General features: G+C 40.6%; 12 protein-coding genes. 6 read left to right on the plus strand and 6 right to left on the minus strand.

All coding sequences use genetic code 11. From position 1 onward, the window contains the following. Together VHA01S_RS03120 and VHA01S_RS03125 are read right to left on the minus strand one after the other, a co-directional pair. Positions 1-504, minus strand: a complete 504-nt coding sequence (locus VHA01S_RS03120) for a gluconokinase (RefSeq protein ID WP_023402894.1) — start codon at positions 502-504, stop codon at positions 1-3. Positions 505-701: 197 nt separating this feature from the next. Then, a complete protein-coding gene (locus VHA01S_RS03125; protein ID WP_023402895.1) occupies positions 702-1709 on the minus strand; it encodes a substrate-binding domain-containing protein in 1008 nt (335 codons plus the stop codon). Between the two features lie 706 nt (positions 1710-2415). Between VHA01S_RS03125 and VHA01S_RS03130 the strand changes: the two genes are divergently transcribed. From VHA01S_RS03130 to VHA01S_RS03150, 5 genes are all read left to right on the plus strand, one after another. Next, complete coding sequence (locus VHA01S_RS03130; RefSeq protein WP_023402896.1) at positions 2416-3180, plus strand: SDR family NAD(P)-dependent oxidoreductase; 765 nt, start codon at positions 2416-2418, stop codon at positions 3178-3180. Positions 3181-3232: 52 nt separating this feature from the next. Further along, complete coding sequence (locus VHA01S_RS03135) at positions 3233-3649, plus strand: RbsD/FucU family protein (protein WP_023402897.1); 417 nt, start codon at positions 3233-3235, stop codon at positions 3647-3649. Between the two features lie 555 nt (positions 3650-4204). Next, entirely contained in the window at positions 4205-4717 is a 513-nt protein-coding gene (locus tag VHA01S_RS03140) for a TRAP transporter small permease (protein ID WP_373277879.1), read from the plus strand. Between the two features lie 47 nt (positions 4718-4764). Continuing rightward, positions 4765-6072 (plus strand): TRAP transporter large permease, encoded by a 1308-nt coding sequence (locus tag VHA01S_RS03145; RefSeq protein ID WP_039970077.1) that lies wholly within the window; start codon positions 4765-4767, stop codon positions 6070-6072. 27 nt (positions 6073-6099) lie between these two features. Then, positions 6100-7071, plus strand: coding sequence for a TRAP transporter substrate-binding protein (locus VHA01S_RS03150; RefSeq protein WP_023402900.1), 972 nt, complete (start codon positions 6100-6102; stop codon positions 7069-7071). Between the two features lie 100 nt (positions 7072-7171). Here VHA01S_RS03150 and VHA01S_RS03155 read toward each other — a convergent pair whose 3' ends face one another. Beyond that, positions 7172-7774, minus strand: a complete 603-nt coding sequence (locus tag VHA01S_RS03155) for a YecA family protein (RefSeq protein ID WP_023402901.1) — start codon at positions 7772-7774, stop codon at positions 7172-7174. 144 nt (positions 7775-7918) lie between these two features. Here VHA01S_RS03155 and dusC point away from each other — a divergent pair, with 144 nt between their 5' ends. Beyond that, positions 7919-8875 (plus strand): tRNA dihydrouridine(16) synthase DusC, encoded by a 957-nt coding sequence (gene dusC / locus VHA01S_RS03160; RefSeq protein ID WP_023402902.1) that lies wholly within the window; start codon positions 7919-7921, stop codon positions 8873-8875. Between the two features lie 116 nt (positions 8876-8991). Here dusC and malZ read toward each other — a convergent pair whose 3' ends face one another. The 3 genes from malZ to VHA01S_RS03175 form a co-directional block, all read right to left on the minus strand. Beyond that, positions 8992-10833: a maltodextrin glucosidase gene (gene malZ / locus VHA01S_RS03165; protein ID WP_023402903.1), complete on the minus strand. Its 1842-nt coding sequence runs from the start codon at positions 10831-10833 to the stop codon at positions 8992-8994. A 154-nt stretch (positions 10834-10987) separates the two neighbouring features. After that, positions 10988-11782, minus strand: a complete 795-nt coding sequence (locus VHA01S_RS03170; RefSeq protein ID WP_023402904.1) for an ABC transporter ATP-binding protein — start codon at positions 11780-11782, stop codon at positions 10988-10990. After that, entirely contained in the window at positions 11779-12696 is a 918-nt protein-coding gene (locus VHA01S_RS03175) for an ABC transporter permease (protein ID WP_023402905.1), read from the minus strand. The genes VHA01S_RS03170 and VHA01S_RS03175 overlap by 4 nt, the downstream gene beginning before the upstream one ends. Positions 12697-12724: the final 28 nt, after the last annotated feature.

Consider the following 12724-nt stretch of genomic DNA (forward strand, 5'->3'; position numbering starts at 1 on the left):
CTATACCCCTAAGCGAATACAAATATCATCTAACATCTCCTCTATCGACATAGAGATATCAATAGTAATTACGTCATCCTCATCCACTGGTTGTTCCAAAATGGCAAATTGACTGGCTAGCATGTCAGATTTCATGAAATGACTATTTCGCATACGAATTCGTTTAAGGACTAACTCTTGAGAACCATCTAAAAAAATAAATCGTACTTTCTCATTTCCACAGCGAATCGCATCACGATAATTTTTCTTTAATGCAGAACAAACAAAGACACAGCTTTCATTTTTAGAGTAAATGCTAAAAATAGCGTCGTTAATTCTTTCTAACCATGGAGTACGATCATCATCGTTGAGTGGGATTCCTGAGGACATTTTGATAACGTTGGATTTTGGATGTAGATCATCGCCATCAATAAACTTGGCTGACAATCTAGCAGCAAGAAGCTCACCAATGGTTGATTTACCTGAGCCGGAAACGCCCATAATTACAATGCTTTTACCTTCCATTTAAACCTCTTCAGTAAGCTTTTGGTCATGGACTCAATAAGCAATATTAAGTGTTATCGGTAACATTATTTATGTTATGGGTAACATGGTACATGTAACTTTGTTATTTGTGAATATATTATAGGGAAGAAGTGAGGCTTTGAGGTGAAAAGAGTGATTTCGAGCACAATTTACGGGGCAAAATCACTCATAGGATATTAGGAACTCTTACCATTAGTGATGGTATATCCGAGATCGTGAACACGTTTTTCAGGCTCTTTACCTTCGATTGCATTTAGCAATAGTTCAGCGGAGAGCTCACCAATTTCATACCTTGGTGTATACACACTGGTTAATTTTGGGGTAATAGCTTGACCAATATCAAAGGCATTATAGCCAACAACACTGATTTGTTCTGGAACGGCAATTCCCATCTCATGGCAAGCTAAAATAGCACCAATTGCAATATCATCATTGGTACAAAATATGCCATCAAGATACTGACAATCATCTAAAGCTCGAGTTAATAGATCACGCGCAATCGTAAAGCTAGAACGACTTGACGTTAAGAAATGATTTTTTTCAAGACCCGCTTCAACCATGGCCTCATCATAACCTTCCATACGCAACTTAGTACGGCTATCTAGTCGAGCACCAAAGTAAGCAATGTTCTTTTTTCCCTTATTTATCATCAAGTTAACAGCATCATAAGCCGCCATCCTATGATCAAGCCCAACGGCAATGTTAATAGGTGATTCAGGGAGTTCCATCGCTTCAACCACTGGAACACCTGCGGTTTCTAGCATCTTCAATGTCTTTTTAGTATGACTTGTACCCGTCAAAATTAAGCCATCAACTTGATAAGATAACAGTGTCGCTATTTTTCTTTCTTCGATTTCACTTTCATAGCTATAGTGCCCTAATAACACCTCATAGCCACGTCTGTTTGTCACTGATTCAATACCCTGAGCGACCTTTGCAAATACTTGGTTAGATAATGAAGGAAGCAATACGCCAATCGACCGACTGGAAGACTTCGATAACAAAGCTGGGGCACGGTTGTGAATATACCCCAGCTCTTCGGCCACTTTCTTGATTCTGGCTCGGGTCTTCACTGATACTGATTCTTCATTACGCATAAAACGACTCACCGTCATTTTGGTCACGCCTACACGATCTGCAATATCTTGTAGTGTCGCTCGAGGCTTCCGCTTATTGTCACTCATTATCTAATGCCTACATAAAAAACTGTTGTTACAGTAACATAAAAAGTAGTTTAAGTTAACTCTACAATAGTAGAGGCAACGCACAATATTAATGGATACATAACTAAAAATAATCCAACTCATTGGGTTGTAAAATTCAAGAAAAGATCGAGTTAAACCCTTTCTTATTTCCCAAAAAACATAGCGTTAGTCATAGGAAATACCCATAAAGTGTAAGCTAATGTTTATTGGTACTTTACTTTAGTACTTTGATCGTGCTCACGTTTTTACAATGAATGTTTGTATTATGTCGTTGATTATTTATACTAGGCGCAAATAGTTACCGATAACATTAAGTAACTTCAAAACCAAAATAAGCAAAAAGAACCATATAAATCATAGAAATAGCTAATCACGCGAACCTATGACTAAACAAAAAGAAAAGAGCACTAGTTATACCAATCACACTAAGTAAGTGATCAGAACTAGCGAAGGAAAAATGCTCGAGAACAAGGCAGAATTTTTCGATAAGTAGTTATTCTACAATCAAAAATTCTAACGCCGTTATCGAGTATTTTAACAAGCTAGAATGACCAGTTATTTAGTACGATTGGTATTAGTCGCTCTTCTTTTAAAGCGCATATTGGGACCGGTTTACAGCAAGTTAGAGTTAGCCCTTTAACTTGCAGGTATCTAAGACCGCGAATAACTCTATTAAGGATCTAAAATGGGAAGTTTAAAAAACAAGAAAGTGTTCATTACAGGTGCTGAGCAAGGGATTGGTTATGAAACAGCCAAAGCACTGATTGAGTCTGGATGTGACGTTTTTGCTCATTACTTTAGTGGTACTGAAGGCGTTGAAGCGTTAGTTAAACTCGCTGAATCTCGTGGACAAAGAGCCAGTTTTGGATTTGCCAACCTCATCAATGAAGATGACACTATTGCTTGTGTTAATGAAGCGGCTAAATTTCTTGGTGGTATCGATATTGTTATCAACAATGTGGGTGGCATTATTGCGCGCAAATGGCTTGGTGAAATCGAATCTGACTACTGGCAAACCGTGTTTGACGTAAACATGACCACCATGAAAAACGTGACTCAATCCGCTCTTCCTTACTTAAAAGAAAACACCGAAGGCGCTAGTATCGTAAACCTAGCCTCCCTTGCAGGTCGTTCTGGTGGTCACTCAGGTTCATTGACTTACTCTATGACCAAAGGTGCTGTTCTTACTTGGACTCGTTCACTTGCGGCTGAACTTGGTGAATTTGGTATTCGTGTGAATGCCGTTGCTCCTGGCCTTATTTTAGGTACGCGCTTCCACGACCAACACACAACAAAAGAATCTGCAGAAGAGACTGTTCGTGGTATTCCTCTAGGTCGCGCTGGTACATCAGAAGATGTTGCGAAAGCAATCACCTATTTGGCTTCTGAGTATAACGGTTTTGTTTCTGGCGCTACGCTAGACATTAATGGTGGCGTATACCGCATGTAATTTAAAGCAAATGGCGCAGCTATTATCTGCGCCATTTTTTAGGAATCTCTCTATGATAAAATCGAGCATCATCCATCCTGAGTTACTGTCTATACTCGCGAAATGTGGACACAAAACTCAAATTCTAATTGCTGATAGCAATTATTCATTCGTAATAAATTCAAACCCGAGATCTGAAATTATATATCTAAATTTTGCACCAGATATGCTAAATGCTACCGATGTGCTCAACGGCGTTATTCAATTAATTAATGTTGAATCTACATCCATGATGGCATGGCCTGATGATTTTGATAACACTATCCACTCTGAATATGTCCGTATTCTTCCGCAAGGAACAGAGATGAAGTTTCAGGAAAGAGAAGATTTTTATTCGACAGCTAAATCACCAAACACTTTATTAGTTATTGCTACAGGTGAGACTCGTCGCTTTGCAAATCTAATGCTGACCGTCGGTGCTGTAAAATAAAAACCACCGTTTATCATGTCATATCTGGCTTAATTTCCGACCAATAATCATTAAGTCAGATAATCTATCTCCTCACCACATCCTATGCTAATCGCGCGAAAACAACCAATAAAATCAACACCTTACCTCCAGTCACACTGTAATAAATCCGTTCTACCCCTCTAAAAATAAATTAAAGACGTAAACAATACATTTAAGTAAATACTCTAAAAATAAAAGTTAATAATTTTAAAAGTATATATGTGGAATTAATAATTTCATATATAGCAGAAGATAACCATGTATTATCCGACTGATTTCATATTATTTTTAAACATATATCTATTTAGCTGCTTTCGTAATTAAAAAATAGACTAAGCAATACATTTCAATATCTATATAAATTTCATGACTTGTGCCTCACTTTTCACAAAATAAGCTTTTCTCGCAACAGTGTTACGCATAACATAAGCTCATTGGAAGCATTTTGTAACAAATTCTCCATTGGACAATACGCTGTAACTATATGGCGATAAATATTGAATTAACCTGTAAATTATCAAAAGGAATATGTGGGTGTCTTTATTTTCATACATCATTGATAAAATAACAAAGATACTAGGTCGGCTCCTAGTAGTTTTAATGTGGTTAATAGTAGCAACTGTTGTTTGGCAGGTGTTCACTCGTTTTTTCACAAATTCTCCATCAACCTTTACCGATGAACTATCTAGATACCTATTAATTTGGATTGGTATCCTAGGGGGAGCATATACTTATTCGTTAAAGCGCCACCTTGCTATCGAGTTATTGATTACCAAAGTAAAAAACAAAAACTTGTTAACGATTATGATCAGCCTAATGGTTATTGTATTTTCAAGCTTAGTTTTAATCTATGGCGGCTCTAGCGTCGTAATGAGAACTCTTCAATATAATCAAGTATCTCCAACATTAAGTGTATTTGGTTCAAATCTACCAATGGGATATATTTATTTAGTTGCTCCTATCGCTGGTGTACTAATAAATCTATTTGCTGTAAACGACATTATGAAACTATCACATGATATGTATAGTCAAAGAATGGGTAATTAGTTATGACACTGCTAAATTTAATTTTCACAGACCATTATCTTGCTGTAATGCCCGATGCTATTTATGATCTACTACCGATTATAGTTTTATTTGCTTCTTTATTTGTTTTTCTTGTCATAGGAATGCCAATAGCATTTGGTATTGGTTTAGCCTCTTTATTGACAATATTCATTGATTTTCCAATAGAGAAATCTGCTAGCTTAGCTTCGCAACAGTTGCTAGGAGGGCTAGATAATTTTGGACTATTAGCTCTGCCCTTTTTTATATTTGCAGGGAATCTCATGAATTCAGGAGGCATAGCTAAAAGACTTATTAATTTTGCTATGCTACTTGGTGGTCGCCTACCCGGCGCGCTATGTCATGTTAACGTAATTGCTAATATGATGTTCGGCTCTCTATCTGGCTCTGCTACAGCGTCCGCTGCCGCTGTAGGTGGCCTTATGGGTGAGTTACAAAATGAAAAAAAATACCCAAAAGATTTTTCTACCGCTGTCAACATTGCTTCTTGTCCTTCAGGCTTGCTGATCCCACCTTCAAATGTATTGATCTTATATGCATTGGTAAGTGGCACCTCTGTTCAGTACTTGTTCTTAGCGGGTTATTTCCCTGGGATACTAATGGGTCTAGCGGTAATGGCTGGGGTACTACTGTTCGGTAAAAAGTACAATGTTCCACAAGATAAAGTAACATCGACTAAAAGCGCACATAAAGTGATTTTAGAAGCAATTCCTAGCTTATTCATGGTTGTTTTAATCATGGGTGGCATTGTTGGTGGTATTTTCACTGCAACAGAAGCATCCGCAATTGCTGTTGTGTATAGTTTGGTTCTTGGTTTCATATACAAAGAACTAAAATTCAAGAAATTAACACCTATCGTGATCGACAGTGTCATTATTACTTCTATTGTTTTATTAATGATAGCAACGTCTAGCTCTATGTCTTGGGCAATGTCAAATGCTGATATTCCTCAATATATCGCTGACTTTATTCTTAATCTGTCTGACAACCCAATCATAATTTTAATTTCAATGAATATTATATTTTTAGTTGTAGGCACATTTATGGATATGTCTCCTGCTATATTGATATTCACACCAATTCTTTTACCTATTGGTATTCATTTAGGTATGGATCCTATTCACTTCGGTATCATGATGGTATTTAACTTATCTATTGGTATTTGTACTCCACCAGTTGGAACAGCTTTATTTGTTGGATGTAGTGTTTCTAATAGAAAAATAGGTGATGTTGTACCAAAACTATTACCTATATATTGTCTGATCATCTTAGCCTTAATCATAGTTACCGCGTTTCCAAATTTAACTATGTGGCTTCCTCGACTAGCTGGTTATTAAACCTTTAAATTTAATTAGGAAAGTAAAATGAAAATAATAAAATTAAGTACCTTATTATCATGCGCTGGATTAGTGTTGTTATCCATGTCGTTTAATGCATCCGCCAGAACGCAGAAACTGGCTCACGCTATGCCACTGGATCACCCAGTACATAAATCATTAAGTTGGTTTGCTAAAGAAGTGACAAAACGAACAAGTATGCGAGTTAAAGTCTACCCAAACCTAACACTAGGGAATGAAGAGTCTACTTTGCAGATGGTTCAAAATGGCACCTTAGCATTTGCTAAAGTGGGTGGTGGTTTAGCCGCATCATTTTCGCCTGAGTATAAAGTGTTGTCTTTGCCTTACTTATATAAAGATGAAGCCGACTCAAAACGCATTTTACGCGGCCCAGTTGGGCAAGAGATCCTGCAATCATCAGAAAAAGATGGATTTATTGGTTTAGCTTTTTTATCTAGTGGCTCTCGCGGTTTTTATACCAAAACAAAAATAACTAAACCAGAAGATCTTAAGGGCTTAAAAATCCGTGTGCAAAACTCTCCTATCGATATCGATACAATGAAAGCACTTGGAGTGAGTCCTGTACCTATCTCATCTGGTGAAGTTTACTCAGCATTACAACAAGGTGTAGTGGACGGCGCAGAAAATAATATTCCAACATACTTCTCAACTCGTCAGTATGAAGTTGCCAAATATTATACTTTAGATCAGCACACTATGATCCCTGACTTACTTGTGGTTTCTAGTGAAATTTGGAACGGCCTTTCTAAAGAAGACCAGGCAACAATTCGCCAAATAGCCAAAGAAACCTTAGCGGTTCAAGATAAAGCGTGGGATGAATACTCTGATTACGCAAAAGGTGAAATCACCAAAAATGGTGGTGAAATTGTGAACGTTGACGTTGCTGCGTTTCAAGGCAAAGTCTCTAGCGTTTACGATAAATTCAAGAAAGATAACCCAGATTTAGTGCAAATTCTTAACGAACTTCAAAGCTACTAACTCGGCATATAGATAATACGGATATCGGTAATGGATATGGGAAACCTCATAACCATTACCGAAACTCAATCAATGATATTACCCGAATCTCTTCCCACCATTAAGCGCCACAACATTTTTTAAACTTTTTTCCACTGCCACAAGGACAAATGTCATTGCGCCCTACGTCTTTATAAGGGTTTAGCGTTTGGCTTTTGTTACCCACCATCAACTCATCCGCCGCTTGTGCAACTTCGTTAATCATCAAATCCAGTTGCGGTTGCAAATCAACGCGTTGTGGAAGGTCGGTATAGCCTGCTTGCTTCATCTGCGCATGTGTTTGCTCTTCGTCCACCAGCAATGACAAGGTGGTCAGCAATGCCGATAACATTCTGGCTGTGCCGTCGTTCAGTTCAAGAGGTTGCCACTCTTGCTCAACAATAGGCCAAACAGACAGAAAACCTTCTGCTAAGTCGGCTAAATGCTCTGTATTGTTTTCGGTCAGCTCAAGCGCCGAATATTGATTGGCTTTTAAGTGCGCATACTGAGCATTGATGTGTTCAACAATCGTCGGTCTTGCCTCAATAAATCCCTCGCCACACAATTCCTGTGCCCATGCTTCCGGCTCTAAAGGTTTGACAGTCAGGTTTGCGGCCAGTATTGCCCCTTCCCAAAAATAGCGACTTTCTTGTATCTGTGGTGGGAGATTAATTAAATCACTCATAAAATGTACTCTACTAATTTTTCTATAGTATGAGTGAAAATGACTTCAGCTTCTACACTACTGCCGGTTAGCTATATTTGTCGGTGACATTTTACTCAAAACCCACTAAAATCCCGCCTCTTGCACACAAAGGTAGAATCAATAATGCGTCTTGTACTTGGCCCTATGGAGGGTGTTCTCGATCATCTAATGCGAGAAATCCTTACTGATATCAACGACTTTGACTTATGTGTCACCGAATTCGTTCGTGTCAGCGACCAAGTGTTACCGGATCGCTCCTTCTACAAGCTGTGCCCTGAACTGCTGCAAGGCTCAAAAACTAAATCGGGCACGCCCGTGCATCTGCAACTTTTAGGTCAGCATCCACAGTGGATGGCGGAAAATGCCTTTAAGGCCTATAACCTAGGTGCGGCGGGTATCGACCTTAATTTTGGTTGTCCGGCTCGTCTGGTCAATAAAAGTAAAGGTGGTGCGGTTTTATTAAAAGAGCCAGAGCTGATGTATCAAATCATCAATGCTTGTCGAGCCGCAGTGCCCAGTGAGATCCCTGTGACCGCAAAAATTCGTCTGGGTTGGGAAAACCCTGATGACTGCTTTGAAATTGTGGACGCTGTTGAAAACGCCGGCGCCAGTGAACTCACCATTCATGCTCGCACTAAAGTAGGCGGTTATAAAGCCGACCAAATTCGTTGGGACTATTTACAAAAAATTCGCCAACACACCAAAATGCCATTAATTGCCAATGGTGAAATATGGAACTACGCCGATGGTCAACGTTGCCAAGAAACCACGGGCATTGACTCTTTGATGGTCTGTCGTGGCTCTTTCAATGTGCCCAACCTTGGTAATGTAGTCAAACACAACCATGCGGTCATGCCATGGGTGGAAGTAGTCGCTTTACTATTGAAATACTCTGAATACGAAATGAAAGGCGATAAAGGGCTCTATTACCCGAATCGTGTTAAACAATGGTTCTCGTACCTGCGTCAGCAATACCCTGAAGCAAAAGAGTTATTTCACAATATTCGCAAGTTCAATACCGCTGAACCTATCGTGGACTATATTCAGCGCTATCAACAAGAATTACTCATCAGCGCCTAGATTTCTTCACCACTAGGTTTCTTAACTACTAGATTTCTTAGCCAGCAGTATGACCATTATCTTACGACCTTTATTCATTGCGATTAAAGGTCGTTTTTATTCTGTCATATCGTCAATTATAACTTGAGCAAATCGCAGCCTCGGCTTGTAAGAGAAAGAACCAATTCGCCCTTTTCTATTCGTGTTTTTTGATGAGAAAGTACGCTTTTGGCCACCCCCTTCTCTATGCCTAATTGCCACACAGGCACTCGAATCTCACCGGTTTTATCACCCGTATTGAACACAGCCAATAGGCGTTCTTCGCCATAACATCGTGCAAAAGCTATTTGCTCATCTCGACTTTCAAAAAACAGCAAGTCTCCACTTTGCAACGCTTTATATTGGTGTCTTAAAGCCAACATCTGCTTAAAGAACGGTACCCATTGAGAGCTTTCAACACGCTCCCATGGAAAGCAACGTCGATTATCAGGATCGTTTTCACCTTCAAGACCGACTTCCGTTCCATAGTAGAGACAAGGAACACCGATATAAGCCATCAAGAATAAGGCGGCTTGGCGCATTTTATCTTCATTCCCTTTCAACAAAGTGATAAAACGTGCCGTATCATGGCTATCTAATTGATTTAACTGCGCCAATTGATTGTGCCAAGGAAGCTTAGCTTTCGCTTCTAATAACCACTGTTGAAATTCGCCACTGGTCAAAGAGATAGGATCATAAGCGATATCTTGATTAACAAAAAACGCACGTACTGGATGGGCAAACCCATAGTAATTCATTGCACCGTCTTCTTGATCTCCTTGCAGCCATGATGTTGCTTCAAAGAAGTGTTCACCAAGAACCAATGCCTCTTGGTTCTCTTGTTTAGTTGCGCTGCGAAATGCCTGCACATAGTGTGCATTGTGGTAAGCACCCTTGCCCTCTCCTAGCATATGAATCACATCAAATCGCCAACCATCAATACTGTACGGTGGACGTAACCAATGCTTGATCACCGCGGAGTCAGAATCATAGATATAGTCGCGTACTTCAGGATGTTCAAAATTCAAAACTGGCAGGTTTTGGACGCCATTCCATGCTTCGTAATTTTGCGACTGACCATCAAAAAAATAATACTCACGATATTTCGAATCTAGGTTATGGTAAGCCCCGCACTCCCCTTTACCACTCTTATCAAACCAAGGATGTTCCGCAGACGTATGATTAAATACCGCATCTAACACGATACGCATGCCACGGCGGTGCACCTCTTGACATAACTCTGCAAGTTCTTCGTTATTACCAATATGTGGATCGACATTAAAATAATCCGTCGTGTCGTACTTATGATTGCTCAAAGAGCTAAACACAGGATTAAGATACAAAGTGGTCACGCCTAAATCTTGTAAGTAATCGAGCTTGGAATGAATCCCTACTATATCGCCATTGAAAAACTGCACTGACATTGAATCGTTATTTTCAATAGCATCACCCCAATCCGATTTAATGGTTGGAATAGTGCCATCTTTAATGCTGTACTCACCACTCTCCACCCCTATTTTAGGGTTACCATTGCAAAATCGGTCAGGAAACACTTGATAGAACACTTGGCTTTGTACCCACGGCGCCGGACGATGACGGGCATTAAATTTGAAATGGTACTCCTTTGCTGGAATTCGCTTAGAAACCCCTCTAGCATCAAGCCAATATTGCGCTGTGCGAGTTTGAACCTTAAATACGTAGTGAGTAACATCTCTGTCTTCATTGATCGGGAAGCGAGCTTGCCATACTTGAAGTCGCCCCAATAACGTTTCTTTTATTTGAAACATAGGGACATAAGCCTGCTCGTTATCAGGCTCATGCCTAACCACGATCTGTTGAACATCATTAAATGGTTCAACATACAAAGTAGCGGTTAAATGAGTGCCATCAAACTTGAGGTGACAGCCGGATTGAGGATGGAAAAGAAATGGGCTTTGCATACGAACTCCGAAACGGAACCAATTGCCCACAAATTAGAGAATTATTCGTCGATAAAAAAGCGTGACCCACTGCATATATAAGTAAGATCACGCTTTGTAGCGATGTAAAGACGAATTATTGGTTACCTAAGCAATGGGTTTACTAGGCAACTGGTTAACTAAGCAGTAAGCCATCATCTGAAAGCTCTTCACCTCGAACCTTACTAAACATTTCAAGCAAGTCAGGCACTCCCATATTTGCTCGTTGCTCTCCTGCCACATCCAAGACTATCTCTCCTTGGTGCAACATCACAGTGCGATCGCCACAGGCTAAAGCGTCCTTCATTGAGTGCGTCACCATCATTGCGGTGAGATTAAACTCTTTGACTACCGTCTTAGTCAAATCAATCACAAATGCCGCCATGCGCGGATCAAGCGCGGCAGTATGCTCATCAAGCAGCAGCAGTTTACTGTCCGATAGAGTTGCCATAACCAAGCTCACTGCCTGTCTTTGACCGCCTGAAAGTAGCCCAATGCTATCACCAAGCCTGTCCTCTAAACCTAAGCCCAAAATGGCGATGCGATCTTGAAAGAGTTTTCGGCGTTTACTCGACAGCGCTAAATTCCAACCTCGACGATGCCCACGGCGATACGCCAATGCCATATTTTCTTCGATAGTCAGATCGCCACAAGTGCCAGCTAAAGGGTCTTGAAACACGCGCGCACATAAACTGGCTCTTTGATCGACACTGCGACGAGTGACATCAAGGTTGTCGATAATAACGCTACCGCCAACCATAGGTGTCTCCCCCGTCACCGATCCCAAAAGGGTTGATTTACCGGCCCCATTAGAGCCAATTACGGTCAAAAACTCATGTTCTGGCACCACAAGATCCACGCCGCGCAGAGCTCTATTTTCTAAGATAGTGCCCGGATTAAAAGTGACCTGAATATTTTTTAACTCAATCATGCCACTTCCTTATCACTGCGTGCTTGTTGAAGTTGTTGCTTAGCTTTGTATTTGGCTTTCATCTTAGGAGCAATTAATGCCACTGCCACCAAAATAGCAGTCACTAAGTTCAGATCGGACGCTTGCAGACCAAACATTCCTGAACTTAACGCAAACGCCACCGCCAATCGATATAGCACAGAGCCAACAATTACCGCCGCCACTGCCACCCAGATTTTACGTCCAGGGATTAATGTTTGCCCTAAGATTACCGCTGCTAAACCTACGACTATGGTACCTACGCCGGATGTCACATCAGCAAAGCTATTGGTTTGCGCAAACAAAGCGCCGGCAAAGCCAACCAAACCATTGGATAATGCCAAACCAAAATAAGTATAAAACGAAGTGCTTCCACCTTGAGCTCGCACCATACGCGCATTTACGCCAGTTGCTCGTAATCCAAGCCCAAAATCACTATTGAGTAAACGCACAATAAAAAACGCCGCTAGCAATACTAAGATGCCCACTACTATAGGGCGCACTAGCATAGGGTCACCAACGCTCTCAAATGGCGTCAAAATAGTCTCTTCACCGAGCAAAGCGATGTTAGGTCTGCCCATAATGCGGATATTAATAGAGAAAGCGGCAATCATAGTAAGAATGGACGCCAGCAAGTGTAAAATACCGCAACGCACCGCTAGAAAAGCCGTCACCCACCCAGTAACACCGCCCGCAACAATGGCCATACCGGTTGCTAGCCAAGGGTTTACTCCAGCAACAATAGCGGTTGCCGCCACCGCAGCTCCCATTGGAAAAGAGCCATCAACACTCAGATCAGGGAAATCTAAAACGCGGAAAGTCAGGTAAACGCCCAGTGCGACAAGGCCATAGACTAAGCCCAACTCTAGCGCCCCAAAAAATGCAAAAGCAGACATACATACTCCTCTGCCAAATACCAAAAAT

Source organism: Vibrio halioticoli NBRC 102217 (assembly GCF_000496695.1).
In the GTDB taxonomy this organism is placed as follows: Bacteria; Pseudomonadota; Gammaproteobacteria; order Enterobacterales; family Vibrionaceae; genus Vibrio; species Vibrio halioticoli.

What these genes read in the sequence shown, in the direction of transcription:
- VHA01S_RS03120 (WP_023402894.1), bottom strand. Translation starts at nt 504, where the DNA reads ATGGAAGGTAAAAGCATTGTAATTATGGGCGTTTCCGGCTCAGGTAAA.
- VHA01S_RS03125 (WP_023402895.1), bottom strand. Translation starts at nt 1,709, where the DNA reads ATGAGTGACAATAAGCGGAAGCCTCGAGCGACACTACAAGATATTGCA.
- VHA01S_RS03130 (WP_023402896.1), top strand. Translation starts at nt 2,416, where the DNA reads ATGGGAAGTTTAAAAAACAAGAAAGTGTTCATTACAGGTGCTGAGCAA.
- VHA01S_RS03135 (WP_023402897.1), top strand. Translation starts at nt 3,233, where the DNA reads ATGATAAAATCGAGCATCATCCATCCTGAGTTACTGTCTATACTCGCG.
- VHA01S_RS03145 (WP_039970077.1), top strand. Translation starts at nt 4,765, where the DNA reads ATGCCCGATGCTATTTATGATCTACTACCGATTATAGTTTTATTTGCT.
- VHA01S_RS03150 (WP_023402900.1), top strand. Translation starts at nt 6,100, where the DNA reads ATGAAAATAATAAAATTAAGTACCTTATTATCATGCGCTGGATTAGTG.
- VHA01S_RS03155 (WP_023402901.1), bottom strand. Translation starts at nt 7,774, where the DNA reads ATGAGTGATTTAATTAATCTCCCACCACAGATACAAGAAAGTCGCTAT.
- dusC (WP_023402902.1), top strand. Translation starts at nt 7,919, where the DNA reads ATGCGTCTTGTACTTGGCCCTATGGAGGGTGTTCTCGATCATCTAATG.
- malZ (WP_023402903.1), bottom strand. Translation starts at nt 10,833, where the DNA reads ATGCAAAGCCCATTTCTTTTCCATCCTCAATCCGGCTGTCACCTCAAG.
- VHA01S_RS03170 (WP_023402904.1), bottom strand. Translation starts at nt 11,782, where the DNA reads ATGATTGAGTTAAAAAATATTCAGGTCACTTTTAATCCGGGCACTATC.
- VHA01S_RS03175 (WP_023402905.1), bottom strand. Translation starts at nt 12,696, where the DNA reads ATGTCTGCTTTTGCATTTTTTGGGGCGCTAGAGTTGGGCTTAGTCTAT.